This window comes from Achromobacter sp. 1014246743 (genome assembly GCF_059760725.1).
In genome coordinates, this window is record NZ_JCBANA010000011.1 from 39,756 (window position 1) to 65,549 (window position 25,794).

Consider the following 25,794-nt stretch of genomic DNA (forward strand, 5'->3'; position numbering starts at 1 on the left):
CGGCGGCCCGACAGCGCGGGCCCGACGCCATCGCTACCGGCTTACACCGAGAACGACGAACCGCAGCCGCAGGTGGTGCTGGCGTTGGGATTGCGGATGACGAACTGGGCGCCTTCCAGGTCTTCCTTGTAGTCAATCTCGGCGCCCACCAGGTACTGGAAGCTCATCGGGTCGACCAGCAATTGCACGCCAGCCTTGTCCAGCACGGTGTCGTCTTCGTTGACGACTTCGTCAAACGTGAAACCGTACTGGAAACCCGAACAGCCCCCGCCCTGCACGAAGACGCGCAGCTTCAATTCGGGGTTGCCTTCTTCGGCCAGCAGGTCCTTGACCTTGGCGGCAGCCGAGTCGGTGAACACCAGGGGAGCAGGCGGGGCGGCCTGCAGGTCGACGGTTTCGGTCACTGCATTCATGATTCACTCCTGGCCGGTTCGGCCGTATTCCGGTGAGCGGCCTCGCCGCTCGTATACATCCACTATAGCGCAGCCGTTGCCCAGACTCAAAGTTCAAGCTTGACACTGCGCGAGGCGCGGACGGTGTCGCCTTCAAGGACGCTGATGGTCACGCTTTCGGGGACAAATCCCTCGGGCACGGCCAGCATTCCCTGGCTGCGCTGGTATTGGTCGAACTGCAGCGCCAGGGACGCTGCAGTGGTGGTTTCGCCGGTGGCGGGCACGGGGCCGCTTTCGGCCTTGACCTGCATCGGGGACAGATCAACCGTGACGGTTTCGCCCTTGAGCGTACCCGTTGCCTGGAAGCGGAGCGTGCCGGCAAACGCAGCCGCGCCATTGCGACCGCTGCGCATCAGCAGCACCTTGTAGCGCAGGCCGGCGCCATCGCGCTCGATCTGGGCGCCGCGGATATCCACCGAACCTTCGGGGCCCGGGGGCAGCAATTGCTCGTAGAAAGCCAGCTGGTCGCGCACCCGGCCGACTTCGGCCTGAGCAGCGTGCAGCTGGGTTTCGAGTTCCTGGCGGGCGGACCGCTCGATGACCAGTTCGCCGTCGGCGGTGTCGAGCTGGCCACGGATGTAGCGCAATTGCACCGCCTGCTGGCGCATGGCCTCGTCGCGCGCCTCGACCTGCTCGGCGCTGAGCACCACCGCGTCCTTGGGCTGGTACAGGCCGCGGGCGTAGAAGTAGCCCGCCACCACGCCCAGCACGACGCCCGCCACCAAGCCGGCCGCGACGCGCAGGCCGGAACCGGCACGGGAAGATCTAGGGGGTGCGGACGTTTCGTGGGACATGAGGAGCGGGCCGGCGGCTAGCCGCCGGCCCGGCAAGGCATCACGGCAGGATCGCGACCTGGTCCAGGCCCGTGGTTTCGGCGATGCCGAACATCAGGTTCATGTTCTGCACGGCCTGGCCGGCCGCGCCCTTCACGAGGTTGTCCTGCACGACCATGATGATGAGCTGGTCGCCGCCGCCCGGGCGCGACAGGGCAATGCGCAGGTTGTTCGAGGCACGCACCGACCGCGTTTCAGGCAGGCTGCCGGCCGGCATGACGTCAACGAAGGCTTCGTCGGCGTAGCGCGCTTCGAACAGTGCCTGGAAGTCGGTATCGCGGGCCTCCGGCAGGATGCGGGCGTAGATGGTCGAGAACATGCCGCGGATCATCGGCACCAGGTGCGGCACAAAGGTCAGGCCAACCTTGCCGCCCGAGATTTTCTCGAGCTGGGCAACGATTTCGGGGTGGTGGCGATGGCCGGCCACGCCATAGGCCTTGAAGTTGTCGGACGCTTCAGAGAACAGCGAGCTGACTTCGGCTTTGCGCCCGGCGCCCGAGACGCCCGACTTGCAGTCGGCGATCAGGGTTTGCGCATCGACCAGTTGCTTGCCGCCTTCGAGCAGCGGGGCGAGACCCAGCAGCACGGTGGTGGGGTAGCAGCCGGGGTTGCCGATGACGCGCGCCTTGGAGATGGCTTCGCGGTTCAGCTCGACCAGGCCGTACTCGGATTCGGCCAGGATGTCCGGGCAGGTGTGGGGAATCTTGTACCAGCGCTCGAACGTGGGGATGTCCTGCAGGCGGAAGTCGGCGGCCAGGTCGATGACGCGGGTGCCGGCGGCGATGAGTTCCTGCGCCTGGGCCATGGCCACGCCGTGGGGCGTGGCGAAGAACACCACGTCGCAGTCGGTCAGCGTGGCTTTTTCAGGCGCGGAAAACGCGATCTTCACGCGGCCGCGCAGGTTCGGATACATGTCGGCCACCGGCAGCCCGTCTTCCTTGCGGGAGGTGATGGCGGTCAGTTCCACGTCGGGATGTTGCGACAACAGACGCAGCAGTTCGACGCCGGTATAACCGGTGCCGCCGACGATGCCAACCTTGATACGGGTGTTCGATGCTTGGGCCATGATAGGTATGAACTCTTCGTAGAACGAAAATGGATTGTATCGCTCGGAGAATACTAGACTGCGTCGGGGCCTCGTGAGACAACGCAATCGCCAAGTAACGTCCGACCGTGCGAAGAACGCGGAGTTCCGCGCTCGAATAATCGGGACCCGTGGGCCCCCGTGCTGCCTGATCACGCCGAAATGGCAGATAGGACTCTCAACTCTTCCATCAGGCCCGGTCTGGACCGGTACAACACCTTGCCCTGGATATCCAGGACGACGGACTTGCTCAGGTCTGTCGTGTTGAGCGCCGTACTGCCCTCCATCCGGCGCAGGGCGTCGCCTTGCTGTTGACGAACGTGGATCGTGCGGGAAGCGACGCTGTACGCCCGCAGCAGTCGCATACGCCAACCAGGATATTCCTTGCCAACCCGGAGCCATCGCTAAACGGCACATCGCGGTACAGAAATGTTGTCGTCACCAGTGCGATGCAACCATGGCAGACCACACTACCCCTAGCGCCTTCCCGAAAGATTTTCATGACGCTCTCAACGATGATCGCTGATGAACATCGTATAAATCTAAGCGCGAAAGCGTCAACGGCGTAGTTGCCGCAGAATGAAATTGCCGGATAAAAAAAAGCCCGCTCGAAAGCGGGCTTTTTTCGCAGCGATTAACGCTTGCTGAACTGCTTGCGACGACGTGCCTTGCGGAAGCCGACCTTCTTGCGTTCGACTTCGCGGGCATCGCGGGTCACAAAACCAGCTTGCGACAGTGCGGGCTTCAGGGTCGCGTCGTAGTCGATCAGGGCACGCGTGATGCCGTGACGAACTGCGCCGGCCTGGCCGGTTTCACCGCCGCCGTGCACGTTGACCTTGATGTCGAACGATTCCAGGTGGCCGGTCAGTTCCAGCGGCTGGCGCACGACCATGCGGCCGGTTTCACGAGCGAAGAACTCGTCGACGGGCTTGCCGTTGACGACGATCTTGCCGGTGCCCTTCTTGATGAAAACGCGAGCCACCGAAGTTTTGCGACGGCCGGTTCCGTAATTCCAGTTACCGATCATGGCGTTTCCTTAGATATCCAGCGTCTTGGGCTGCTGGGCGGTGTGCGGGTGCTCGGCACCAGCATAGACCTTCAGCTTCTTGATCATGGCGTAGCCCAGAGGACCCTTGGGCAGCATGCCCTTGACGGCCTTCTGAATGGCGCGACCGGGAAAACGCTCTTGCATTTTCTCGAAGTTCGTTTCGCGGATACCGCCCGGGTACGTGGTGTGGCGGAAGTACTTCTTGTCCTTCGCCTTGGTACCGGTAACGACGATATCGGAAGCGTTGATGATGACGATGTAATCGCCCGTATCAACGTGCGGCGTGAATTCAGGTTTGTGCTTGCCACGCAGACGACGTGCGACTTCGCTGGCCACACGACCGAGGACTTTGCCCTTGGCGTCGATCACAAACCAGTCACGTTGGACTTCATGCGGCTTGGCCACAAAGGTCTTCATGATGGTTCCTAGATAAAAATGGTATCTGGCAGGACTATCCGGCCAGGCTTTTTTCCCCAACTAGGCCGCAAAAAATCCGAGTCGAACCCGAACTTGTCGCACCCATATCGACGTCCCGCCTAAGCGTTATTACCCGCCCGTGCAATGGTCAAAATGAGGGAAAGCCTGAAATTCTACCACGGATGCTCAAAAAGTGGGCACGTGGCCAGTGATCCAGGCTGGGAGACGCCCGCGCCCCAGGGAACGGCTGTTGCGTAAATAAAAAGGGACACGAGAGGAGCCATGGCGGCCCCGTCTCATGCCCCCTTTTCCCGAGGCCCGGGTCAGGCGCCCAGGTAGGCTTCCAGGACGCGCGGGTGACCGAGCAGGCCGCGGCCGGTGCCGGCCAGCGCCATGGCACCGTTTTCCAGTACGTAACCGTGCTGGGCGATCTTCAGCGCCTGGCGCACGTTCTGTTCGACCAGGAACAGGGTCAGGCCGTCGGCATTGATGGCGCGCAGCGAGCGGAAGATTTCCTGCACCACGATGGGCGCCAGGCCCATCGACGGCTCGTCCAGCAGCAACAGGCGTGGCTTGGCCATCAAGGCCCGGCCGATCGCCAGCATCTGCTGTTCGCCGCCTGACAGGTTGCCGGCGATGCCGGTGATGCGTTCTTTCAGGCGCGGGAACAGGTTGAACACGTATTCCAGATCGTTGCCGACGTTCTTCAAGCCGCGGCGGTAGGCGCCCAGCTCGAGGTTTTCCAGCACGGTCATGGTGGTGAGGATGGCCCGGCCTTCGGGCACCTGGACGATACCGCGTGCAACCAGTTGGTGCGGCGCCAGGTTGGTGATGTCTTCGCCTTCGAAGAGGATCTTGCCGCGCGCCTTGGGCAACAGGCCCGACAACGCCAGCAGCGTGGTCGACTTGCCGGCGCCGTTGGCGCCGACCAGGGCGGTGATTTCCTTGGCTTCCAGGTCCAGGTCGATGCCGCGGACAGCTTCGATGTGGCCGTAGTTGACCTCGAGTCCGCGGACTTCCAGCATGGCGCTGCTCATTTTGCGGCCTCCGCTTGTTCGGTGTCGTCTTCGTCTTCGCGGCCCAGGTAGGCCTCGATGACCTGCTCGTTGTTGCGGATCTCTTCAGGTCCGCCGCAGGCGATGATCTTGCCGAAGTTGAGCACCGCGATGCGCTCGCACAGCCCCATGACGAAGCGCATGTCGTGCTCGATCATGAGGATGGTGTAGCCGCGGTCGCGAATGGCCAGGATTTCGCGCATGAGCTCGGCGCGTTCGCCGGTGTTCATGCCCGCCACGGGTTCGTCCAGCAGGAGCAGCTTGGGCTCGGTGGCCAGCGCGCGCGCCAGCTCCAGGCGGCGCTGCTCGCCATAGGACAGGTTGTCGGCCAGGTCGTTGGCCTTGTGGTCCAGGCGCATCCAGGTCAGGAGCTCGTGGGCGCGCTCGCGGGCGCGCTTTTCGTGCTCGCGGAACCCCGGCAGGCCCAGCAGCAGGCTGGGGAAACCGTAGTTCATGTGGCGGTAGGCGCCCACCACCACGTTTTCCAGCAGCGTCATTTCCTTGAAAAGACGGATGTTCTGGAAGGTACGGGCGATGCCCATGCGCGTAATGGCATGCGGCTTCTTGTTCAGAACGCTTTCGCCGTTGAACGTGATGGTGCCGCCGCTGGGCGGCAGCAGCCCGGTAATCAGGTTGAACACCGTGGTCTTGCCGGCACCGTTCGGGCCGATCAGGCCGAAGATGGAGCCTTCGGGCACGGACAGGCTGACGTCATGCAGCACATGCAGGCCGCCAAAGCTCTTGGAGACGGAGGAAAGTTCAAGCATGGCGCTTGCCTCCTTGGCGGCCTTGACGCATCCAGCGCTTGAAGCGCGCCGGATCCCAGATGCCTTGCGGCAGGAACAACACAATCACCACCAGGATCACTCCGTTCGCGATCAAGCGCAAATCCGCAAAACCGCGCAGCAATTCAGGCAGCACGGTAATGATGAAACTGCCCAGCACGGGACCGGCCAAGCCGCCGATACCGCCCAGGATGGCCATGGTCAGGATTTCAACGCCACGATCAAAACCGTATTCGTTAGGGCCGATGAAGAAGGTCAGGTGCGCATTCAAGGCGCCGGCCAGGCCCGCGATCATCGCGCCGGCCACGAAGGCCAGCATCTTGTTGGCGCGCACGTCGATGCCCATCAGGCCGGCTGCCGTTTCGTCGCCGCGAATGGCGTCGAACGAGCGACCGATCTTGGAGGCGCGGACACGCCACAGCACGAACAGGACGATGACGACCGCCAGCACCACGTGCCACCACTGCGTCAGTTGCGGGATGCCGTTAAGGCCCAGCGCGCCGCCGGTGAGGGACTCGGTGTTCAGGATGGTCACGCGCACGACTTCGCCAAAGCCCAGCGTGGCCATGGCCAGGTAGACCCCCGACAGGCGCAAGGTCGGCAGGCCGATCAGCGCCGCCACCAGGGCGGGCGCCGCCATGCCGCCGGCGATCGCGACCGGGAACGAGACGTCGTAGTTCATGGTGAGCAGCGCGGCGGTGTACGCCCCGATGCCCATGAAGGCGGCGTTGGCCATGGCCAGCATGCCGCAGGCCAGCGTCAGCCAGATGGAGAGGGCCAGCAAGGCGTTGGTGCCCAGCGTGAGCACCAGGTTGCCGTAGATGGCCCAGAAGTTTTCGAATCCGCTCATTCTTTAAGCCTTGCGTTGAACCACTTTGCCGAACAGACCTTGCGGGCGCACCAGCAGGATCAGGAACAGCAGGCCGAAAGCCACCGCATCGCGCATGGTGGAGCCGATGTAGGCCACCGACAGCACTTCCGCGAACCCCAGGAAGAGACCGCCCAGCATGGCGCCGCGAATGTCGCCCATGCCGCCCAGGATGATGACCGCGATGCCCTTGTGCAGCATCGGCTGGCCCATCAGCGGGAACAGCGCGTTCGAGTACAGGCCGATCAGCACGCCGGCAACGCCCCCCAGGGCGGCGGCGGCGAACGAGGTCGTGACGAACAGCTTTTCGACGTTGATCCCCAGCAGCCAGGCGGCCTTGGGCGATTCGGCGATGGCGCGCAGGGCGCGGCCGAACTGCGTGCGGCGCATGACGAACATCAGCACGGCCATCAGCGCGAACGACAGGAAGATGATGCCCAGTTCGATGACGGTCAGATGCAACCCGGCGATTTCGATGACGTCTTCAGGCACGGTGCCGTGCGGGAAGCGCAGGTTGCTGGCGCCGAAGATGCTCTGGGCGCCGTTGTTCAGGATGATGCCCACGCCAATCGTGGCGATCATGGGAATCAAGTGGGGCGCGTTGCGCTTGCGCAGCGGCTTGAGCACCAGGTAGTCGATGATGACCCCGGTAAAGCCGGCCACGAAAAAGGCGACCATCAGCGCCGCCCACAGGGGCAGGCCGAATTGCTGGACGACGAACAGTGCCGCGTAGGCGCCAACCATGAACACGGCGCCATGCGCCAGGTTGATCACCCCGAGCACGCCGAAGATCAGCGTGAAGCCCAGCGCGAACAGTGCATACACACAGCCCAGCGACAAGGCATTGACGAATTGTTGTTCGAACATGATGGGACTTTCCAAATCAAAAGCGCCCTGCGGACGGCCGGGCCGTCCGCAAGGCGCATCCCCCCGCGCGGGGATGCGTAGCGCTTACTTCTCGATGACGTACTTGCCGTCTTTGGTCACGCTGACGATCGGCGCCTGGTCGGCGTCGTAGCCGGCGGGCTTGCCGGCACGGTCGGTGGCTTGACGGAACTTGAAGGCGCCGGTGGCGCCGGTCCACGTCACGGCGGGCAAGGCGTCGCGCAGGGCAGCGCGGTCCTTGGCGAGTTCGCCGGTGAGCTTGGTGTTCTTCAGGCCCTGGGCCACGATGTACATGGCGTCGTAGGACTGGGCGGCGAACTGGTCGGGCGAGCCGTTGAACTTGGCCTTGTAGGCATCGATGAACTTGACGTTCTCGGGGGCCTTGTTCTCGATCGACCACGGGCTGCCGATCCAGAGATTGTTCGACGCGCCGCCGGGGGCCAGGTCGAAAATCTTGACCGAGTTCATGCCGTTGCCGCCGATGACGGGCACGTTGATGCCCAGCTGGCGAGCCTGCACCATGATCGGGGCGCCTTCGGCCAAGAGTGCGGACAGCACGATGGCGTCGGGGTTGGTGCCCTTGATCTTGGTCAGCTGGGCCTTGAAGTCGACGTCGCCCTTGGCGAAGGTTTCCGTGGTGGTGACCGGGATCTTCTGGTCTTCCAGGGCCTTCTTGAAGTTGTCGTAGCCGCTCTTGGTGAAGACGTCGTCGTTGCCGTAGAGCACCGCCACGTTCTTCAGGCCGGTCTTGGCCTTGACGGTGGAGATGGTGGCCGGCAGCACGTCGGCTTCGGTGACCGAGTTGCGGAACACGTAGTTGCCGATGGACGTGATGCCGTCAGCGGTGTTGGACGTGCCGAAGGCGACCGTCTTGGCAGCCTGGGCGATCGGGTCGGCGGCCTGGGCCGAGTTCGACAGCGTCGGGCCGAAGACCATCAGGACATTGTCCTTGAAGATCAGCTTCTTGAAGACATTGATCGCTTCTTCTTTCTTGCCTTGTTCGTCCTCGACCACCAGCACGATCTTGTTGCCGTTGATCCCGCCCGCGGCGTTGATCTCGTCGGCGGCCAGCTGGAAGCCGTTGCGGATCGAGACACCGTACTGGGCGGCGCCGCCGGACAGGGCTTCAGCCACGCCCAGCTTGATGTCAGCCGCGTGCGCAGCCGGGACGATGCCGGCAGCGATCAGCGCGGCCAGCAGCTTCTTGGTCTTGGATTGCATGGTTGATACCACCTTAAAGTCTGTCTCGGAATGTTGGTTATCCGGGCTGGAGTGATCCCGCCGGATTGACGTCCAATGCCGCCTGAAGGCGTCATGTTTGCGCGTCAAGACCCGGGATATTACTCCTTTGTATCAGGCGGAAACTCGAATGCCGTTCAACAAAAGGATCAAAACCGCCCACTTTTTTGTAAAAAAACCGGGGTAATCAGCGAAAACCCCACCTCCTGCCGAATGCCATTCGGCATCCGGATCCTGCCTTTCGGTGGCTAGCTGCGGGCGGACAACGCCACGCCCAGATACTGGTCATAGGCGCCTTCGGTCAGGCGGAACCACGGCATGCCGCTGTCGCGAAAGCCCATATAGCTGTCGTAGATGGCCTTGAACTTGGCGTCTTTGTCGTTCAATTCCTTGTAGACCTGCTGGGCGGCCTCGAAGGCGGCGTCCATGACCGAGCGGGGAAAGGCGCGCACCTGCGCACCGGCGGCCGCCAGCTGGGCCAGCGCGGCGGGGTTGCGCGCATCGAAGGCCGCCGTGGTCTTGACGTGGACGGCCAGGGCGGCGGCCTCGACCACCGCCTGGTAGGGCTTGGGCAGCTTGGCCCAGGCTTCTTCGTTGATATAGAGCGACAGCTGTTCGCTGGCGGCCCACCAGCTGGGGCCATAGTAGAACTTGCCGACCTTGTTCAGGCCCAGCTTGGCGTCCTCGACGGCCCCCGTGCCGGCAATGGCTTCCAGCCCGTCTTTCTCGACGGCCTCTGCCAGCTTGGCCAGGTCGGCCTGCTGCGGCGCCACGCCCAGGTGGGCCAGCACCTGGCCGGCCAGGCCGTCGACCCGCATCTTCAGGTCTTTCAGGTCGGTGACGCGCTTGATTTCACGCTTGGACCAGCCGCCCATCTGCGGACCGGTGTTGCCCAGCGGAAAGTTGACGATCTTCTGCGCCTTGAACAGCTCGCGCGTCAGGCGCAGACCGTCGCCTTCGAGCATCCAGGCGTTCATGCGGCTGGCATCCAGCCCGAACGGCACGGCCGAATCGAAGCAGAAGGCGGGATTCTTGGCGAAAAACAGGCTGGACGAGACGTGGGCGCATTCCACCTTGGCGGCGCCGACGGCGTCCATCAGGTCGGCCGCGGGCGCGATCTCGCCGTCGGCCTGCTGGCGGATGGTGAACTTGCCGCCGGTGGCGTCGGACACGAATTTGCAGAACGCCGCGCCGGCGCCGACCCGCAGGTCGAGCGCGCCCGGGAAGCCGGACGCCAGGCGCCAGCTGAGAGAGGGCGAGTCCTGCGCGAGGGCAGGCGCGCTGACCGCCGCGCCCGCTGCCACGGCGCCCAGGCCGGCCTGCTTCAAGAATGAACGTCGTTGCATCTCTTTGCTCCTCTGCCGCGATACTCGATTGAGCAATACCCGCCGGATATTACACGTTGGCATGAGCCTCGGCGGCTAGAGGAAATCCCCAGCGATCAAGGATTGCAAAGACGCAAACGGCAACGCCCGCCGGCCAGGGCCCCACAGGCCCCGCCCCGACGGGCGTCGCAAGGCGCCGCGGCGGATCAGGTGCCGGCGATCGCCATTTGCTCGATCAGGATCGAGCCGGTGGTCTTGGTGCCGCGCGAGATGGTGTCCGCGCCCACCGCGACGATCTGGCGGAACATGTCCGCCAGGTTGCCGGCGATGGTGATTTCCTGCACCGCGTGCTGGATCTGGCCGTTTTCGACCCAGTAACCGAACGCGCCGCGGGAATAATCGCCGGTGACGTAGTTCACGCCCTGGCCGATGAGCTCGGTGACCAGGAAGCCGGTGCCCATCTTTTTGAGCATGGCTTCGAAGTCGTCGCCGCGGCGGGTGAGCGTGGACGAGAAGGTCAGGTTGTGCGAACCGCCGGCGTTGCCGGTGGTCTGCATGCCCAGCTTGCGGGCGGTGTACGAAGACAGGAAGTAGCCTTCGAGCACGCCCGCGGTGACCACGCTGCGCTTGCGGGTGCGCACGCCTTCGTCGTCGAACGGCGAGCTGCCCATGCCGCCGCGGATGTGCGGGTCTTCGGCCAGGTTGATGTGGTCCGGGAAAATGGGCTTGCCCAGGGCGTCGACCAGGAAACTGGCCTTGCGGTACAGCGCGCCGCCGTTGGCGGCCTGCGTCAGGGCGCCGACCAGGCCCAGGGCCAGCGGGGCCTCGAACAGCACCGGGAACTTGCCGGTACGGATGCGGCGGGCCGACAGTCGCGACAGGGTGCGTTCGGCGGCGTAGCGGCCCACGGCCTCGGGCGAGGCCATCTTGGCCGGATCGCGTTCGGACGTGTACCAGTAGTCGCGCTGCATGCCGTTGCCGCGGCCGGCGATGGGCGCCACCGACAGGCTGTGGCGCGAATACGGGTAGCCGCCCAGGAAGCCGCGGGTGTTGCCCATGACGAACTGGCCTTCGTAGGTACCCACCGTGGCGCCATCGGTATTGGTGATGCGCGCGTCCACCTCGCGGGCCGCGCGCTCGGCGCGCAGGGCCAGCTCGGCGGCTTCTTCGGTGGAGACCGTCCAGGCCCGGTGCAGGTCCAGGTCGGGGAATTCGGTGGCCAACTGGTCGGCGTCGGGCAGGCCGGCGGCCGGATCGGCGGCGGTGTGGCGCGCGATGTGCCAAGCCGCCTCGACGGTCTGGCGCAGGGCCGCCTCAGAAAAGTCGGAGGTGGAGGCGGACCCGCGGCTCTGGCCGGCGTAGACCGTGAGGTCCAGCGAGCGGTCGCGGGTCTGTTCGACGGTTTCGATGTCGTTCTTGCGCACCGACACCGACAGGCCCAGGCTTTCAGAGACTTCGGCCGCGGCGTCCGAGGCGCCAATCTGGCGGGCGTACGCCAGGGTTTGCTCGACCAATTCGGAAAAACGCGCGTGATTGGCCGCCAGCGGCAAGGAGGAGGAGGATTTGACCATTGCTGTCCAATTTGCAGAGACGGTTATCATAGCCAAGTCTGTCATTGCGCAGTTTTCCATGAATTCCCATACCGAAGAAGAATCCGTCGACGAAGGCTACGACGAGAACGGCTACGACCGCCCCAGCAAGTCCCAGATCAAGCGTGAAATGCATGCGCTGCTGGACCTGGGCAAGCAGTTGATCGCCCTGTCTCCCGAACGCCTCAAGCAGTTGCCCCTGGCCGAACGCCTGTACGAGGCCATCCGCATGGCGCAGCGCACCACCGGCCGCGAAGGCCTGCGCCGCCAGGTGCACTTCGTGGGCAAGCTGATGCGCGACGCCCCCGCGGACGAAATCCGCGCCCAGCTCGATGTCTGGGAAAACGGCTCGCGCGAAGAAACCGCCGCCATGCACCGCCTGGAGACCCTGCGCGATCGCCTGCTGGACGACGACGACGCCCTGACCAAGCTGCTGCACGACAACCCGCAGGCCGATGTGCAGCAATTGCGCGCCCTGATCCGCGCCGCCCGCAAGGAAAAAGCGGCCAACGCCGCCCTGCTGCAAGGCCAGGACCCGCAAAAGAAGCACTACCGCGCGCTGTTCCAGGCGCTCAAGACCCTAACCCTCTGATTTCCCCCCGCCGTCCATGAACGCACCGACCGACCTGCTCGATTGCATCGAGATCGAAACCGCCCCCACTCCCACGCACGCCGTCATCTGGCTGCACGGCCTGGGCGCGGACGGCAACGATTTCGCGCCCATCGTGCCCGAACTGGACCTGCCGGCCGGCGCCGCGGTGCGCTTCGTGTTCCCGAACGCCCCGGTGCAGCGCGTCACCATCAACAACGGCATGGCGATGCGGTCGTGGTACGACATCCTGGTGATGGATCTGGTGCGGGTCGAAGACGCCAAGGGCATCCGCGCGTCCGAAGCCGCCATCAAGAAGCTCATCGCCCGCGAAAACGCGCGTGGCATTCCCACGTCGAACATCGTGCTGGCGGGGTTTTCGCAAGGCTGCGCCATGACCCTGCACACAGGCCTGCGCCTGCAGGAAAAGCTGGCCGGCATGATGGGGCTGTCGGGTTACCTGCCGCTGCTGGACACCGCCGAAGCCGAACGCGCCCCGGCCAACCAGCACACGCCCATTTTCCTGGCCCATGGCCAGTACGACCCGGTCGTGTCGCTGCCGCGCGCCCAGGCCTCGCTGGCCGAATTGCAGCGCCTGGGTTACGACGTACGCTGGCACACCTACCCGATGCCACATTCGGTCTGCGCTGAAGAAGTGGCGGACATCTCGCGCTTTCTGAACGACGTCCTCCTGGCCGGGTAACACCACGCGCCGCGGGCGATCCGCACGGGCCGCCCGACCGCCATCCCATCGGCGCCTCCCCCTTTCTGTATACCAAGTGGTATTCCAGCGCCGGTTCTTCGGAGGCTGACAGGCGCCCTCTCCTAGGGAAAAACGCCAATCCCAAAATCCTTGTCGCCCCTTGGTATTGAATATAGTATTCAAACCACGTCGTATCGGCCCGGGCGACGCAGGTTCGGGCTTCCCTGTTGTTGCAGTCGATCCATCCCATTGGCCGTGTCGCGCCGGGTTTTCGGCGAGGCATTCAGACGCAGGAGAAAGTCCCGTGAAGCCCTTGCCATTGCCCCGCCTGGCAGCCGCGGCGCTGCTTGCCGCGCTTGCACCCGCGCTCATCCCTTTCGCCGCCCACGGCGAAGCGCTCAATCCCCCCGTGAAGGTGCGCTACGAAGAGGTGGTGCGCTCCATTCTCTACGTGCCCAAATACGTGGCCCTGTCGCAGGGCTACTTCAAGGACGCCGGGCTGGACGTATCGATGAAGACCTCGCAGGGCACCGACAAGGGCATGACCGCCCTGCTGTCGGGCAGCGCCGACATCGTGCTGATCGGCCCCGAGGCGTCCATCTACGTGCAGAACAGCGAATCGCCGGTCAAGCCGAAGATCTTTGCCGGGCTGACGGCCACCGACGGCTTTTTCCTGCTGGCGCGCAAGCCGGTCGAGAAATTCGACTGGAGCATGCTCAAAGGCAAGGAGGTGATCGGCTTTCGGCCCGGATCCAATCCCATCGTGTTCCTGGAAACCGCGCTGCGCAAGCACGGACTGGACCCGCAAAAGGACGTCAAGCTGCTGAACAATATCGGCATTCCGGCGCGAGCCGGGGCCTGGATGGCCGGCCAGGGCGAATACGGCATTTTCCTGGAGCCCGAGGCGGGCGAGCTGGTGCGCAACGGCAAGGGCTATATCGTGGCCTCGGTGGGCCATGAAGTGGGCCAGGTGGACTACACGGTATTCACCGCCACCGACAAATACATTCGCGACAACCCCAAGGTGATCCAGGCCTGGACCAACGTGGTGGCGCGGGCCGAGAAGTACGTGAAGGACACGCCGGCCGCCACGCTGGCGCCGCAGATCATGACGTATTTCCCCGGGATGGACGCCGCGGCCGTGACGGACGCGATCGACCGCTACAAGCAATACCAGATCTGGAAGACCTCGCCCCTGGTGACGGCCGACGCCATGAACCAGTTGCAGGACATGCTGATCGCCAGCGCGGTCATGAAGGAAAGCGGCCGCGTCAAATACGAAGACGTGGTGGTGGCTGACTTTGCCAAAAAGGTCCCGTGATGAGCGCCGTCGTCCATAACCTGAAACCGGAAGCGGCCACGGCGAAGATCGAGCTGCGCGATGTCTGTCTCAGCTATTTCACGCCGGAAGGCGAGACCGAGGCCCTGTCGCAGGTGTCGTTCGCGCTGGCGCCGGGTGAGTTCGTCAGCCTGATCGGGCAGAGCGGTTGCGGCAAGAGCACGCTGCTGTCGTTGATTGCCGGCCTGATCACGCCTACGTCCGGCGCCGTGATGATCGATGGCCAGGCGGTCACCGAGCCCAATCCGCGCATCGGCTACATGCTGCAGCAGGACTACCTGTTTGAATGGCGCACGATTCTGGACAACGTGATGCTGGGCGCCGAGATCCAGGGCCGGCGCGACGCCCGCAGCGAGGCGCGCGCCGTGCATCTGCTGGAAAAATGCGGGCTGGGCGCCTTTCTGACACACACGCCGCGCCAGCTGTCCGGCGGCATGCGCCAACGCGCCGCGCTGGCGCGCACGCTGGTCACCGAACCCGACGTGATCCTGCTGGACGAACCCTTTTCGGCACTGGATTCGCAGACCCGGCTGGCCATCTCCGACGAGGTGGTCGACATCCTGCGGCGCGAGGGCAAGACCGTGGTGCTGGTGACGCACGACATCGGCGAGGCCATCGCAATGACCGACCGCGTGATCGTGCTGTCGCGCCGCCCCGGCCGCCTGAAGAGCCAGTACCGCATCCATTACGGCGACGGTGCACGCCCCACGCCGTTCCAGGCGCGCTCGCGGCCGGAATTCAATACCTATTTCAAGCAGCTCTGGGACGAGCTTGACGTCCACGTGGAGGGTTGAGCCGTGAATGCACCCATCGCCAACACCGTGCCGCTGCGCGCCGTGCCCGCGCCCAGCCAGAAATACCTGGACTATCTGCGGCGCGACCGCGCCCGCCGCCGCAACATCCGCCTGGCCCAGGTGCTGCTGCTGGTCGTGTTTCTATGCGCCTGGGAAATCCTGCCCCGGATGCACATCCTGAACCCGCTGTTGACCAGCTACCCCAGCGCGCTGTGGCCTACCTTCATCGATCTGTGGACCAACGGCAACCTGGCGCACCACATCATGACCACGCTGTCGGCCACGCTGGTCGGCTTCACGCTCAGCATGGTGATCGGCATCGTGGTGGCTGCGGCGCTGTGGTGGTCGGACTTTCTGTACAAGGTGCTGGACCCGTTCCTGGTGGTGGCCAACGCCATGCCCAAGATCGCCTTCGTGCCCATCTTCTACCTCTGGCTGGGGTCCGACTACGCGGTATACGGCATGGCCGTCGCGATTGCCGTGTTCGTGACCATCATGGTGGTGTATGCGGGCTTTCGCGGCATCGACCTGAACAAGGTCAAGCTGGCGCGCACCTTCGGCGCCAGCCGCTGGCAGGTGCTGGTCAAGGTGGTGCTGCCCGGCAGCGTGCCCACGCTGATCGCCGCGGTGAAGATGAACATCGGCCTGGCGCTGGTGGGCGTCATCGTGGGCGAATTCCAGTCGGCCGATTCGGGCCTGGGCTTTCTCATCATGAACGGCAGCCAGGTCTTCAAGCTGAACATCGTCATGACCGCCATCACCATGCTGGCGCTGATTTCCAGCGTGATGTACCTGGTGGTGTACCGCATCGAAGCCGCGGTGGCGCGGCGCTACGGATAAGGAGCCGCCATGCAGATTCCGCAATGGGTCGAGGACCGCGTCATTGCCCGCCAGGGCTGCCTGCACCCCTATGACACGCTGCCCGGCGCACGCTGCGCCGTGGTGGTCATCGACATGCAGCAGTACTTCACCCTGCCCGGCTACCAGGGCGAATGCGCCGCCGCGCGCGGCATCGTCGAACCCGTCAACCGCCTGTGCGACGCGGTGCGTGCGGCCGGCGGCACGGTGGTGTGGGTGCAGACCGCGTCCGACAACGCCGACGCCTTCTGGTCGCACCACCACGGCGTGATGCTGACGCCGGAGCGCAGCGCGCGGCGCCTGGAAACCCTGCGGCGCGACTCCCCCGGCTACGCGCTGCATCCGGACCTGCGGCCCGCTGCCGGCGACCTGCGGGTGACCAAGCGCTTCTACAGCGCCATGGCGCCGGGTTCGTCCGAACTGGAGCCGCTGCTGCGCGGGCGTGGCGTGGACACGTTGCTGATCGCCGGCACGGTCACCAACGTGTGCTGCGAGTCCACCGCCCGCGACGCGATGATGCGCGACTTTCGCACCATCATGGTCGACGACGCGCTGGCCGCGGTGACGCCGGCCGAGCACGAGCACGCGCTGCATGGCTGGCTGCTGTTCTTTGGCGACGTGCTGTCGGTGGACGAAACGGCAGCGCGACTGACCCCGGCGCAGGCGGCCCGCAAGACCGCCTGAATGCCCTGCGCGAACCCGGCCGGCGCATGGCGGCATCCGCCGCCCCGCATCAGCCCAGGTTCAGCCAGACCCGCCGCATGGTCGGGTCTTCGGGGTCCGCGTCGTTGGTAAAGCCCAGGCTGGTCATCAGCGACAGCATGGGCCGGTTGGTCGACAGCACCAGTCCGTCGATGTATTCCAGCCCCTGCTCACGCGCCGCGTCGATCAGCGCGGTCATCAGCTGACGGCCCAGGCCGCGGCGCTGCCAGTCGTCGCCGATCACCAGCGCGTATTCCGCGCCGCGCCCGTCCGGATTGCGCAAATAATGCGCAAACCCGACCAGGACCTCGCGCGGATGGCCGCGGTTGGCCGGGTTGGGCACCTGCGTGGCGGCCACCAGGGCCAGTTCGCGGTGGTAGTCCACCTGGGTGTAGCGCGACACCATGCGCGGGGTCAGCTCGCGCATCATCGATACGAAGCGCATGTAGCGCGAGCGTTCGGACAGGCCGCGGATGAATTCCTGCAACGGCTGGGCGTCTTCCGGGCGGATCGGCCGCAGCACCCACGGAATGCCATCGGCAAAGCGGCGCACCTGCACCAGGCGGGCCGGGTACGGGTGGATCGCCATGTGCGGATAGCCGGTGGTCTGCGGCGATTCGCAGCCCGGCTTGTCGGTCAGCGTCATGCGCAGGCCGCCGGCGCGCAGATGGGTTTCGCCGGCGTAGAGGGGGTCGATGTCCAGCGTTTCGATGTCCGGCAGTTCGGACACCAGCTCGGACACCAGCACCAGCGCCTGTTGCAGCGCCTCGGCGGCCTGGTGGCCGACGCGCGGCGCCAGGACCTTGCGCCACAGGCGGCTGCGTTCGATCAGCTGGCGCGCCAGAAAGCCGTTGAGCGGCGGCAGGTCCATGCCGCGATCGGACTGGGACAGCACGGCATCCGGGCCGCCCGCGCCGAAGCGGATGACCGGGCCGAACTGCGGATCGCGCCGCACCCGGATGGCCATGGGGCGGGATTCGGGCTCGCCCAGCGCCACGTCCACCGGCATGTCGCGCAGCGGCACGTAGAACAGGGCCAGCAGCGCGCGGACCTCGGACGTATTGAGTTCGCGCCGGCAATCGGCCCGCACCCGCGCCAGGATGTCGCGCGCGGCGGCCAGGTCGGGCACGTGGGTGGCCGGTTCGGGCGGCTGGGTCTGCAGCAGCAGTTGCTGGTTGTAGTGGTGCGAGGCCAGCACGCCAAAGGCATCGGCCGCCGATTCGGGCGTGCGGAAGGCCGATGTGCCGGCGTCGTCCAGCATGCGCCGCAGCGGCCGCATGCCGGCGTCGCCCATGAAACACGTGACCACGGGCTTCTTGGCCTTGGGCGCGATCAGCGCAAGTTCACGCGCCACGGCGGGCATGTCCGCCAGCGCATCGGGCGCCAGCAGCACCAGCACGCCGTCCACGCCGGCATCGTCCAGCACGGTGTCCAGGATGGCGCGGATGCGTTCGGGCGTCAGCGGGGTGTAGGTGATGACCGGGTTGGCGCTGGCCGCGTCGGGCTCCAGCATCGCCGCCAGCGCACGCTGGGTGGCCGGCGCCAGGTCGGCGCGCAGCACGGCGGCGTCCGGGCCGATCAGGTCCATGGCCAATTGCGGGGGGCCGCTGCCGTTGGAGATCAGCGCCACCCGCCGGCCCTTGGGACGGCGGGTATAGCCCAGCACCTTCACGGCCGAGAATAACTGCACGAAGTAGCGCACCCGCACGGCGCCGGCGCGGCGCAGGGCGGCGTCGAAGATGGCGTCGGCGCTGTCGGTGTCCGCCCGGCCCGCCTTGAGCACGATGACCGGCTTGACGCTGGCCGCGGCCCGCAGGGTGCTCATGAACTCGCGTGCCGGCCCGACGTCTTCCAGGTAGAGCACGATGCTGTCGGTGCGCGGATCGCTGGCCAGGTAGTCCAGCACCTTGGACAGGCCCACCACCGCTTCGTCGCCCAGCGACACGGCGGTGGAAAAGCCGATGTGCACGTCTTCGGCCCAGTCCATCACGGCCGCCATGATGGAGCGCGACTGCGCCAGCAGCGCCACCCGGCCGGCACGCGCCAGCACGGGGTGCTGGCTGAGATTCAGGCCGGCATGGGGCCGCTGGGCGCCGAACGAGCGCGGGCCCAGCAGCTCGCAGCGGTTTTCTTCGGCCCAGGCGCGGCACAGCGCCAGGGTGCCGCGCGGATACGGATCGGGCAGCGGATGCGGCAGCAGGATGACCGAGCGCGGCGCCAGCGGCGACAGGCGGCGCAGCGTTTCAGGCAGCACGGCGGGCGACACGCAAACCAGGGCCAGATCGGGGCGCTCGCCCGCGGCCAGGCCTTGCAGCGTGCCGGGCAGGTCGGGCGCGGCGCCGGTTTCACAGGCCACGAAGGTGGTGCGCGCCTTGAGCGCCGGCGACAGCGAGCCCGCCGCCGGCAGGGGCCGGTCGGCAACGATCACCAGCGAACTGGGTTCGAACATCGGGGCAAGTGCGTGTCGCAGCATGTCGTGGGCGGGCGCTCATCTAAAATACCGTTCATCGTAACAAGACAACCCCGCCGTCCGCTTGATGTGGACCCTGCCCGACGCCGCTTTGTGGCGCCGCAGCCGCTATCATTGCCACCTATGACTTCCAACGCCTCTTCCCCCATCCGTACCCGCTTCGCGCCTTCGCCGACGGGCTTCCTGCACCTGGGCGGCGCCCGCACCGCGCTGTTCTCCTGGGCCTTCGCGCGCCACCACCAGGGCACCTTCGTCCTGCGCATCGAAGACACGGACGTCGAACGCTCCACGCCGGAAGCGGTGCAGGCCATCCTGGACAGCATGGACTGGCTGGGCATGCAGCCTGACGAAGGCCCCTTCTACCAGATGCAGCGCATGGACCGCTATCGCGAAGTGGTGGCGCAGATGCTGGCCGCCGGCACCGCCTACCACTGCTACAGCTCGCCCGAGGAAGTGGAAGCCATGCGCGAGGCCGCCCGCGCCCGCGGCGACAAGCCGCGCTACGACGGCACCTGGCGCCCCGAACCCGGCAAGACGCTGCCCGCCATCCCGGCCGGCCGCCAGCCCGTGGTGCGCTTCAAGAACCCGCAGGAAGGCGCCACGTCCTGGAACGACATGGTCAAGGGCACCATCAGCTTTGACAACACCGAACTCGACGACCTGATCATCGCCCGCCCGGACGGCACGCCCACCTACAACTTCTGCGTGGTGGTCGACGACTGGGACATGGGCATCACCCACGTGCTGCGTGGCGACGACCACGTCAACAACACCCCGCGCCAGATCAACATCCTGCGCGCGCTGGGCGCCACCCTGCCCGAATACGGCCACGTACCGATGATTCTCGGCCCGGACGGCGAAAAGCTGTCCAAGCGCCACGGCGCGGTCAACGTCATGGAATACGACAACGAGGGCTACCTGCCCGAGGCCATGATCAACTACCTGGCCCGCCTGGGCTGGAGCCACGGCGACGACGAACTCTTCAGCCGCGAACAGCTGGTGCAGTGGTTCGACACCCGCCACCTGTCCAAGTCCGCCTCGCAGTGGGACCCCAAGAAGCTGAACTGGGTCAACGCCCACTACATCAAGCAGATGGACAACGCCGAGCTGGCCGAACGCGTCGCCCCGCGCGTGGCCAATCGCGGCGGCCACCCGGAAAAGATCGACCTGCCGGGCGTCATGGGCCTCTTGAAAGACCGCGCCGAAACGCTCGAGCAACTGGCCGACGGCGCCATGCTGTTCTGCGGTGAATTCAAGCCGGCCGCCCCGGAACTGGTCGAGCAGCACCTGACCGCTGCCGCCCGCGAAGCCCTGGCCGATTTCGCCCAGCGCGCCGCCGGCACCGACTGGACCCGCGAAGCCATCTCGGCGCTGATCAAGGCCGTGCTGGCCGACCGCGGCCTGAAGATGCCGCAACTGGCGATTCCGCTGCGCGTGGCCGTGACGGGCCAGACCCAGACGCCGGCGGTGGATGCCGTGCTGGCGCTGCTGGGCAAGGAAACCGTGCAGAAGCGCCTGGCCGCGATCTGAATGCCGCGCCCGGCCCCGCGCCGGGCATAGGCCCCAACAAAAAGCCCCGAACGGCGTTGCCGGACGGGGCTTTTTCATGTCGCGAGGCCTTGGCGCCGCTACGCCGCCTGGGGCCGGGATTTCAGCGCACGCGAGAAAAACGCGCCCAACAGGGGCAGCAGCACGGCCGAGCCGCCGAACAGCACCGCCGCGCCGACCTCGTCCACCACCGCGCCGGCCAGCGCCACGCCGGCCGCCTGGCCCATGAACAGGCATGACGCGAACCACGCCACCGCCGTGCCGCGCGCGGACGGCACCATCTGGGTGGCGTTGGTCTGCAAGGTGGCGTGCAGCAGGTAGTAGCCAAAGCCGGCCAGCACGCTGGCCAGCAGGCTCCAGAGCCACACCGGCCCCAGCCAGTACGACAGGAAGGCCACGCCCAGCACCAGCCCGCCTGCCACCGCCAGGCCACGTTCGCCCAGGCGTTTGAGGATGCGACCCGCCACCACCGTGTAGAGCAGCCCGCCCACCGCATATACCGCCACCAGCGCGCCTGCGGCGGTCAGCGAGATATCGAAGCGTTCGTGCAGATACGACGGCGCGAAAGCCAGCGCGCCAAACACCAGCAGGCCTTCGATGAACACCGTGGCCAGCACCACCCGCGCCCACGGGGTGCCCAGCACCTGGCGCGCCTGCGCCACGAACCCTTGGCGGGGCGCGTTGGGATCCACCACGCCCAGCCCGGCGCGGCGCTGGCGCCGCACTTCCTGGTGCAGCAGCACTCCCACCACGAGATAACCGCACACCAGCGCGGCAAAGGCCCAGCGCCAGCCCAGGGTGTCGGCGAACAGGCCGCCGGCCAGTTGGCCCGTCGCCATGCCCAGAATGGTGCCCGTCAGGAAGCGCGCCAGGGTCGCCTGGCGCCGCTCGTAGGGCACGGTGTCGCCGATCCAGGCCATCGACAGCGGCACGATGCCCGCCCCCGCGGCCCCCGACAGGGCGCGGCACACCACCAGCATGTCCAGCGTCTCGGCCGCGACGGCCCCGGCACTGCCCACTGCGCAGGCAAAGGTCGCCACGCTGACAACGCGGTACTTGCCATAGCGGTCACCGACCGGACCGAAGAACATCTGCAGCACGCCGTAGGCCACGGCAAACGCGGTCACCGCGCGCGCGGCCTGCCCGGTGGTGGCACCGAATTCGGCTGCCAACTGGGGCAACATGGGATCACAGATGCGAAAGGCGCTGGCGCTGACGAAAGCGGCCAGGGCCAGGAGCGCGATGGCGCGCGCTTCAGAGGAAAGGGCAGGCATGGAAGACCGGCGGCGGGATGGAAGGCGAAGTTCGCACCATACTCCAGCCAGACGCGCTTGGCGACGCCGCGGGCCGGCGCCTGTCCGCCCGGCGGGAAAGGCGGCCGCACGGCGTGGCGCCGCCGGCGGCTCGCCGTGCCCTCCGGCCTGACGCCGCCCTCAATATGGCAGGCGATAACCCTGCGGCATGCGGCGCGCGGTCACGACCTGGCCGCCGCTTTTCAGTTCGCGCAGCGTCAGCTTGGCCTGCTCGACCTTTTCCACGCGGTAGCGGTTGACGTAGATCGGATCGGCGGCATCGACGATTTCGCCGTTCGATTGCGTGGTCTGCATGGTGTAGATGCCGTCCACCACGCTCCAGCAGCCGGTTTCACGCAGGGCCGGACGCGTCTTGCGACCGATCTTGAGCTGCGTTTCGTAGGCCATGCGGCCGTCGGCGTACAGCACGGTCAAGGCCTGGAAATCGCCGCTGACGCCGCGCGGCTTCGAATTCGAATACCAGGTGCCGACCATGGGATCGCCGCTCTTGGCCGGCACGCAGGCCATCGGCTTGGGCGGCCCTTCGGGCTGGGCCTCGGTAATGGAGGCGGGTTTGCGGGCGACACAGCCGCCCAGGATCAACACGGCGCAGACCACGCCCGCCGTACGCAAATACACACTGCTCATGACTTCCTCAACACGTCTGTCGACGCGTCGCGCCGCTCAGATCGGCGCGCCCCTCGCGCAGCAAACATCACGCACTCTAAAGAGGCGTCCATGAAGAATCAACGACGATCCGCGCCAAGTGCAATTGCGCAACAGTCCGTCGGGAAAAGCGCCCGCTTTACCGCGCTAACACGCAAAAATGCGTTGGTTTCACACGACAGTGCGACCGCCGCGCGCAGCCTTTTCGCGCAGCATTTCTTCCATGCGCGCAGCGGCCGGCGACAGGCTGCGGCCGGCCAGTCGGGTGATGCCCAGCTCGCGCTCGATGCGCGGCCGCGCCAGCGGCACGAAGGCCAGTCCGGGCGATTCGGGCGGCACGCCCAACTGCGCCAGCACCGTCACCCCCACGCCGCGTTCCAGCATCGCCAGCAGCGACATCATGTTGGACACGAACACCTGCCGCTCCATCATGAACGCCGCCTGCGGGTAATCGGCCAACTGCCGGTGCGCCACCGTGCCCACCAGCGGCAGGGTGGCGATCTCGCGCCAGGTCACCGACTTGCGGCCCGCCAGCGGATGGCCGCGATGGCAGACCAGCCCGAACGCGTCGCGCAAGAGCGGCTCGAACGACAGACGCCGGTCCCGCAGCACCGGGCTGCACACGCCGAGTTCGACCTCGCCCGCCAGCACCATGCGTTCGACGCCTTCGGAGTTGTCGTCGAACAGACGCAACGCCACCGCCGGATAGCGCGCGCGGTAAGTCGCCACCAATTCGGGCAACCAATGCGTCGCCACCGTGGCCACCGATGCCATCGTCAGCGTGCCGGCCTGGTTGCTGGCCAGCCCCGACAAGGTGCCGGCCACCCGGTCATGATGCTCGACCAGTTCACGCGCCAGCGGCAGGCAGTCCTGCCCGAACCGCGTCAACGCGTTGCCATTGCCGCGCTCGAACAGCGGCTGGCCCAGGCGCTGCTCCATCTCGCGGATCGACAGCGACAGCGCCGGCTGCGAGCGAAACGCCCGCGCCGCCGCCGCGCGGAAACTGCGCAATTCAGCCACCAGCAGGAAGTGGCGGTAGTGCGTGATCGACAGTTCTGGCAAGGCGGGCATGGAGCGGTCTGATTTTGTAGAACTTATCGATTTATAGGAAAAATAAAGTTTTCTCATCATAGGCCGCCACTTAAGATGGCCGCAATGACGACGACCACCCTCGCCCCCACCGCTTCCCACGATGTCGATCCACTGGACTTCAGCCTGGCCGACCGACTGACCAGCCATGACGTCGGACAAGGCCGGCTGCTGATCGGCCGGGCCGCCCCCGCCCGCAGGCCCGCCGACGCTTTCGCATCCCATGCCGGGCCCGGCCTGTTGTTCGTGCCGGGCGGCTACCATGGCGCCTGGTGCTACGCGCACTACCTGGATTACTTCGCTCGCGCCGGCCTGCCCTGCGCCGCCGTGGATGTGCGCGGCCACGGCCCGCTGCCCCGAGACGCCAATTTCATCCAGGCCGGCGTCAGTGACCTGGCCCACGATGTCGTCGCCGCGCTCGATGCGCTGGACGGCCCGACCGTCATCGTCGGCCACAGCGTCGGCGCCCTCCCCGCCCTGCTCGCCGCCACCCAGCGCCCCGTCGCCGGCATCATCCTCATGGCGCCATCCCCGCCCGGCAACCTGCCCGGCGCATTGGCCTTGCCACCCGTCCCCGAAGACGTCGTTCGCCAACCTCCCGCCGCCACCGAAGTCCGCGCCCGCTTTCTCGCCACCTCGCCCGACCGCGACGTCAGCGCCGTCATGCGCCGCCTCACGCCCGAAAGCCCCCGGGTGCTCAACGAGCGCTACCTGCTGTGCGTTCCCGTCGACCCCGCTGCCATCACCGCCCCCGGCCTGTGCCTGGAAGCCGGCCTGGACTCGCACGACCGCCACCCGCCCGGGCAAGACCGCGCCATCGCCCGCTTCTATGGCTTTGACCACGCCGTCCTTGCCGGACAGCCGCACTGCATGATGTACGGCGACCACTGGCAGGCCAGCGCCGCAGCCATCCTGGACTGGCACCGCCGGCAATTCGGCTAGTCCCGAACGAGGCGCCAGAGCCAGCCCTGCGTACCCTGCCGCGCACATAGCGACCGCGAACAAGGCGCCGAAACACGGACACCCACCCAGCCAACACCCAAAACCCAAGCCCCCGCAGCAAAGCCGCACCGCCTCAGCCCAAAACGATAACGGCGCCCATTGGCGCCGCCAGGAGACAAGCATGACCCGCACCCCAACCCATCCCGCCACGCCCCCATCGCGCCGCACCGCCCTGCGCGCCCTGTTCGCCAGCGCCACGCTGCTGCTGGCCGGCGCGGCCCACGCCGCCGGCTGGCCCGAAAAGCCCATCACCCTCATCGTCCCGTCCGCCGCTGGCGGCGCCGCCGACCTCACCGCCCGCACCTTCGCCCAGTTCCTCGGCAAACAGACCGGCCAGACCGTCATCGTCGAAGACCGCCCCGGCGCCGGCGGCATCGTCGGCACCAACGCCGCCAAGAACGCCACCGCCGACGGCTACACCTTCCTCCTGTCCACCAACTCCACCCACGCCGCCAACCAGTTCCTGTACAAGAGCCTGCCCTACGACGCCCAGAAAGACTTCGTCCAGATCGGCATGCTCGGCACCTTCGGCACCGTCGGCATCGTCGCCCCCGACAGCCCCTACCGCACCGTGCCCGAACTGGTCGACTACGCCAAGAAGCACCCCGGCGAAGTCTTCTTCGGCTACTACAGCTCGTCCTCCCAGGTCCCCGCCGAACTCTTCAAAAAGCGCGCCGGCATCGACATCGGCGCCGCCGGCTACAAGAACATCACCCAGATCATCACCGACCTGCGCGGCAAACAGATCGGCTTCGCCTTCGTCGACTACCTCACCGCCATGGGCCAGATCGACGGCAAAGGCCTCGCCCCCCTGGCCGTCACCGCCGACAAACGCCATCCCGCCTGGCCCGACGTCCCCACCATGTCCACCTACTACCCCGACTTCACCGTCGCCGGCTGGCTAGGCATCTCCGCCCCCGCCGGCACCCCGGCCGACATCGTCGCCAAAATGAACGCCGCCACCCAAGCCGCGGTAAAAGACACCGCCACCGCCGATAAACTCCGCGCCCTGGGCCTGACCCCCGAAGCCATGGACACCCCCCGCTTCGACACCTTCGTCAAGGAAGACACCGCCCGCTGGAAGGAATGGATCAAGATCTCAGGGATACAACCCCAATAAAGCCACACTAAAAGCGCTCTATATATAGAGACGATCCAAAAA

Annotated in this window: 26 protein-coding genes; 9 read left to right on the plus strand and 17 right to left on the minus strand. The window is 66.3% G+C overall.

What is annotated here, in order from left to right:
- Positions 1-41: 41 nt before the first annotated feature.
- The 13 genes from erpA to pmbA all read right to left on the minus strand — a co-directional run bounded on the left by erpA (position 42) and on the right by pmbA (position 11,562).
- Positions 42-413 carry an iron-sulfur cluster insertion protein ErpA gene (gene erpA / locus AC6LJ2_RS06940; RefSeq protein WP_006388644.1) on the minus strand — a complete coding sequence of 124 codons (372 nt, stop codon included), beginning with the start codon at positions 411-413 and terminating at the stop codon, positions 42-44.
- A gap of 86 nt (positions 414-499) precedes the next feature.
- On the minus strand, positions 500-1,246 hold the full coding sequence (locus tag AC6LJ2_RS06945) for a DUF6776 family protein (RefSeq protein WP_498151073.1): 747 nt from the start codon (positions 1,244-1,246) through the stop codon (positions 500-502).
- Between the two features lie 40 nt (positions 1,247-1,286).
- Entirely contained in the window at positions 1,287-2,351 is a 1,065-nt protein-coding gene (argC, locus tag AC6LJ2_RS06950) for an N-acetyl-gamma-glutamyl-phosphate reductase (RefSeq protein ID WP_498151074.1), read from the minus strand.
- 170 nt (positions 2,352-2,521) lie between these two features.
- Positions 2,522-2,734 carry a hypothetical protein gene (locus tag AC6LJ2_RS06955; RefSeq protein WP_263914323.1) on the minus strand — a complete coding sequence of 71 codons (213 nt, stop codon included), beginning with the start codon at positions 2,732-2,734 and terminating at the stop codon, positions 2,522-2,524.
- Positions 2,735-3,003: 269 nt separating this feature from the next.
- The gene (gene rpsI / locus AC6LJ2_RS06960) at positions 3,004-3,396 is read right to left on the minus strand and encodes a 30S ribosomal protein S9 (protein ID WP_006388641.1); all 393 of its coding nucleotides are present in this window, start codon (positions 3,394-3,396) and stop codon (positions 3,004-3,006) included.
- 9 nt (positions 3,397-3,405) lie between these two features.
- Positions 3,406-3,834 carry a 50S ribosomal protein L13 gene (gene rplM, locus AC6LJ2_RS06965; protein ID WP_006217309.1) on the minus strand — a complete coding sequence of 143 codons (429 nt, stop codon included), beginning with the start codon at positions 3,832-3,834 and terminating at the stop codon, positions 3,406-3,408.
- A gap of 323 nt (positions 3,835-4,157) precedes the next feature.
- Positions 4,158-4,871 carry an ABC transporter ATP-binding protein gene (locus AC6LJ2_RS06970; protein WP_025137591.1) on the minus strand — a complete coding sequence of 238 codons (714 nt, stop codon included), beginning with the start codon at positions 4,869-4,871 and terminating at the stop codon, positions 4,158-4,160.
- The gene (locus AC6LJ2_RS06975; protein WP_263914325.1) at positions 4,868-5,656 is read right to left on the minus strand and encodes an ABC transporter ATP-binding protein; all 789 of its coding nucleotides are present in this window, start codon (positions 5,654-5,656) and stop codon (positions 4,868-4,870) included. Before AC6LJ2_RS06975 ends, AC6LJ2_RS06970 begins: the two co-directional genes overlap by 4 nt.
- A complete protein-coding gene (locus tag AC6LJ2_RS06980; protein WP_175193386.1) occupies positions 5,649-6,524 on the minus strand; it encodes a branched-chain amino acid ABC transporter permease in 876 nt (291 codons plus the stop codon). The genes AC6LJ2_RS06975 and AC6LJ2_RS06980 overlap by 8 nt, the downstream gene beginning before the upstream one ends.
- A gap of 3 nt (positions 6,525-6,527) precedes the next feature.
- Positions 6,528-7,409, minus strand: a complete 882-nt coding sequence (locus tag AC6LJ2_RS06985; RefSeq protein ID WP_025137594.1) for a branched-chain amino acid ABC transporter permease — start codon at positions 7,407-7,409, stop codon at positions 6,528-6,530.
- A gap of 84 nt (positions 7,410-7,493) precedes the next feature.
- On the minus strand, positions 7,494-8,648 hold the full coding sequence (locus AC6LJ2_RS06990) for an ABC transporter substrate-binding protein (RefSeq protein WP_263914326.1): 1,155 nt from the start codon (positions 8,646-8,648) through the stop codon (positions 7,494-7,496).
- Positions 8,649-8,914: 266 nt separating this feature from the next.
- A complete protein-coding gene (locus AC6LJ2_RS06995; protein ID WP_445658135.1) occupies positions 8,915-10,012 on the minus strand; it encodes a twin-arginine translocation signal domain-containing protein in 1,098 nt (365 codons plus the stop codon).
- Positions 10,013-10,197: 185 nt separating this feature from the next.
- Positions 10,198-11,562: a metalloprotease PmbA gene (pmbA, locus tag AC6LJ2_RS07000; protein ID WP_263914328.1), complete on the minus strand. Its 1,365-nt coding sequence runs from the start codon at positions 11,560-11,562 to the stop codon at positions 10,198-10,200.
- A 58-nt stretch (positions 11,563-11,620) separates the two neighbouring features.
- Here pmbA and yjgA point away from each other — a divergent pair, with 58 nt between their 5' ends.
- The 6 genes from yjgA (at position 11,621) to AC6LJ2_RS07030 (ending at position 16,547) form a co-directional block, all read left to right on the plus strand.
- On the plus strand, positions 11,621-12,172 hold the full coding sequence (gene yjgA, locus AC6LJ2_RS07005; protein ID WP_445658134.1) for a ribosome biogenesis factor YjgA: 552 nt from the start codon (positions 11,621-11,623) through the stop codon (positions 12,170-12,172).
- Positions 12,173-12,188: 16 nt separating this feature from the next.
- Positions 12,189-12,872: an alpha/beta hydrolase gene (locus AC6LJ2_RS07010; protein WP_263914332.1), complete on the plus strand. Its 684-nt coding sequence runs from the start codon at positions 12,189-12,191 to the stop codon at positions 12,870-12,872.
- 304 nt (positions 12,873-13,176) lie between these two features.
- Complete coding sequence (locus AC6LJ2_RS07015; protein ID WP_263914333.1) at positions 13,177-14,193, plus strand: ABC transporter substrate-binding protein; 1,017 nt, start codon at positions 13,177-13,179, stop codon at positions 14,191-14,193.
- Positions 14,193-15,005 (plus strand): ABC transporter ATP-binding protein, encoded by an 813-nt coding sequence (locus AC6LJ2_RS07020; RefSeq protein ID WP_263914335.1) that lies wholly within the window; start codon positions 14,193-14,195, stop codon positions 15,003-15,005. The genes AC6LJ2_RS07015 and AC6LJ2_RS07020 overlap by 1 nt, the downstream gene beginning before the upstream one ends.
- 3 nt (positions 15,006-15,008) lie before the next feature.
- Positions 15,009-15,845 (plus strand): ABC transporter permease, encoded by an 837-nt coding sequence (locus tag AC6LJ2_RS07025; RefSeq protein WP_263914336.1) that lies wholly within the window; start codon positions 15,009-15,011, stop codon positions 15,843-15,845.
- Positions 15,846-15,854: 9 nt separating this feature from the next.
- A complete protein-coding gene (locus tag AC6LJ2_RS07030) occupies positions 15,855-16,547 on the plus strand; it encodes an isochorismatase family protein (RefSeq protein WP_498151075.1) in 693 nt (230 codons plus the stop codon).
- A 49-nt stretch (positions 16,548-16,596) separates the two neighbouring features.
- Here AC6LJ2_RS07030 and AC6LJ2_RS07035 read toward each other — a convergent pair whose 3' ends face one another.
- A complete protein-coding gene (locus AC6LJ2_RS07035) occupies positions 16,597-19,038 on the minus strand; it encodes a bifunctional acetate--CoA ligase family protein/GNAT family N-acetyltransferase (protein WP_263914339.1) in 2,442 nt (813 codons plus the stop codon).
- 120 nt (positions 19,039-19,158) lie between these two features.
- On the opposite strand from AC6LJ2_RS07035, the gene gltX reads away from it, so the two are divergent.
- On the plus strand, positions 19,159-20,565 hold the full coding sequence (gene gltX, locus AC6LJ2_RS07040) for a glutamate--tRNA ligase (RefSeq protein WP_263914340.1): 1,407 nt from the start codon (positions 19,159-19,161) through the stop codon (positions 20,563-20,565).
- A 98-nt stretch (positions 20,566-20,663) separates the two neighbouring features.
- Here the strand turns inward: gltX and AC6LJ2_RS07045 are convergent, their stop codons facing one another.
- The 3 genes from AC6LJ2_RS07045 to AC6LJ2_RS07055 form a co-directional block, all read right to left on the minus strand.
- Positions 20,664-21,857, minus strand: a complete 1,194-nt coding sequence (locus AC6LJ2_RS07045; RefSeq protein ID WP_445658130.1) for an MFS transporter — start codon at positions 21,855-21,857, stop codon at positions 20,664-20,666.
- Between the two features lie 159 nt (positions 21,858-22,016).
- On the minus strand, positions 22,017-22,523 hold the full coding sequence (locus tag AC6LJ2_RS07050; protein ID WP_025137607.1) for a hypothetical protein: 507 nt from the start codon (positions 22,521-22,523) through the stop codon (positions 22,017-22,019).
- Positions 22,524-22,712: 189 nt separating this feature from the next.
- The gene (locus AC6LJ2_RS07055) at positions 22,713-23,612 is read right to left on the minus strand and encodes a LysR family transcriptional regulator (protein ID WP_263914343.1); all 900 of its coding nucleotides are present in this window, start codon (positions 23,610-23,612) and stop codon (positions 22,713-22,715) included.
- Between the two features lie 84 nt (positions 23,613-23,696).
- Here AC6LJ2_RS07055 and AC6LJ2_RS07060 point away from each other — a divergent pair, with 84 nt between their 5' ends.
- On the plus strand, positions 23,697-24,572 hold the full coding sequence (locus AC6LJ2_RS07060) for an alpha/beta fold hydrolase (protein ID WP_263914344.1): 876 nt from the start codon (positions 23,697-23,699) through the stop codon (positions 24,570-24,572).
- Between the two features lie 181 nt (positions 24,573-24,753).
- Entirely contained in the window at positions 24,754-25,752 is a 999-nt protein-coding gene (locus AC6LJ2_RS07065; RefSeq protein ID WP_498151076.1) for a Bug family tripartite tricarboxylate transporter substrate binding protein, read from the plus strand.
- The last annotated feature ends 42 nt before the right edge of the window (positions 25,753-25,794 follow it).

Excerpts from the sequence above, each read along its gene's own strand:
- erpA (WP_006388644.1), bottom strand. The coding sequence starts at position 413 with ATGAATGCAGTGACCGAAACCGTCGACCTGCAGGCCGCCCCGCCTGCT.
- AC6LJ2_RS06945 (WP_498151073.1), bottom strand. The coding sequence starts at position 1,246 with ATGTCCCACGAAACGTCCGCACCCCCTAGATCTTCCCGTGCCGGTTCC.
- argC (WP_498151074.1), bottom strand. The coding sequence starts at position 2,351 with ATGGCCCAAGCATCGAACACCCGTATCAAGGTTGGCATCGTCGGCGGC.
- AC6LJ2_RS06955 (WP_263914323.1), bottom strand. The coding sequence starts at position 2,734 with ATGCGACTGCTGCGGGCGTACAGCGTCGCTTCCCGCACGATCCACGTT.
- rpsI (WP_006388641.1), bottom strand. The coding sequence starts at position 3,396 with ATGATCGGTAACTGGAATTACGGAACCGGCCGTCGCAAAACTTCGGTG.
- rplM (WP_006217309.1), bottom strand. The coding sequence starts at position 3,834 with ATGAAGACCTTTGTGGCCAAGCCGCATGAAGTCCAACGTGACTGGTTT.
- AC6LJ2_RS06970 (WP_025137591.1), bottom strand. The coding sequence starts at position 4,871 with ATGAGCAGCGCCATGCTGGAAGTCCGCGGACTCGAGGTCAACTACGGC.
- AC6LJ2_RS06975 (WP_263914325.1), bottom strand. The coding sequence starts at position 5,656 with ATGCTTGAACTTTCCTCCGTCTCCAAGAGCTTTGGCGGCCTGCATGTG.
- AC6LJ2_RS06980 (WP_175193386.1), bottom strand. The coding sequence starts at position 6,524 with ATGAGCGGATTCGAAAACTTCTGGGCCATCTACGGCAACCTGGTGCTC.
- AC6LJ2_RS06985 (WP_025137594.1), bottom strand. The coding sequence starts at position 7,409 with ATGTTCGAACAACAATTCGTCAATGCCTTGTCGCTGGGCTGTGTGTAT.
- AC6LJ2_RS06990 (WP_263914326.1), bottom strand. The coding sequence starts at position 8,648 with ATGCAATCCAAGACCAAGAAGCTGCTGGCCGCGCTGATCGCTGCCGGC.
- AC6LJ2_RS06995 (WP_445658135.1), bottom strand. The coding sequence starts at position 10,012 with ATGCAACGACGTTCATTCTTGAAGCAGGCCGGCCTGGGCGCCGTGGCA.
- pmbA (WP_263914328.1), bottom strand. The coding sequence starts at position 11,562 with ATGGTCAAATCCTCCTCCTCCTTGCCGCTGGCGGCCAATCACGCGCGT.
- yjgA (WP_445658134.1), top strand. The coding sequence starts at position 11,621 with ATGAATTCCCATACCGAAGAAGAATCCGTCGACGAAGGCTACGACGAG.
- AC6LJ2_RS07010 (WP_263914332.1), top strand. The coding sequence starts at position 12,189 with ATGAACGCACCGACCGACCTGCTCGATTGCATCGAGATCGAAACCGCC.
- AC6LJ2_RS07020 (WP_263914335.1), top strand. The coding sequence starts at position 14,193 with ATGAGCGCCGTCGTCCATAACCTGAAACCGGAAGCGGCCACGGCGAAG.
- AC6LJ2_RS07030 (WP_498151075.1), top strand. The coding sequence starts at position 15,855 with ATGCAGATTCCGCAATGGGTCGAGGACCGCGTCATTGCCCGCCAGGGC.
- AC6LJ2_RS07035 (WP_263914339.1), bottom strand. The coding sequence starts at position 19,038 with ATGCTGCGACACGCACTTGCCCCGATGTTCGAACCCAGTTCGCTGGTG.
- gltX (WP_263914340.1), top strand. The coding sequence starts at position 19,159 with ATGACTTCCAACGCCTCTTCCCCCATCCGTACCCGCTTCGCGCCTTCG.
- AC6LJ2_RS07045 (WP_445658130.1), bottom strand. The coding sequence starts at position 21,857 with ATGCCTGCCCTTTCCTCTGAAGCGCGCGCCATCGCGCTCCTGGCCCTG.
- AC6LJ2_RS07050 (WP_025137607.1), bottom strand. The coding sequence starts at position 22,523 with ATGAGCAGTGTGTATTTGCGTACGGCGGGCGTGGTCTGCGCCGTGTTG.
- AC6LJ2_RS07055 (WP_263914343.1), bottom strand. The coding sequence starts at position 23,612 with ATGCCCGCCTTGCCAGAACTGTCGATCACGCACTACCGCCACTTCCTG.
- AC6LJ2_RS07060 (WP_263914344.1), top strand. The coding sequence starts at position 23,697 with ATGACGACGACCACCCTCGCCCCCACCGCTTCCCACGATGTCGATCCA.
- AC6LJ2_RS07065 (WP_498151076.1), top strand. The coding sequence starts at position 24,754 with ATGACCCGCACCCCAACCCATCCCGCCACGCCCCCATCGCGCCGCACC.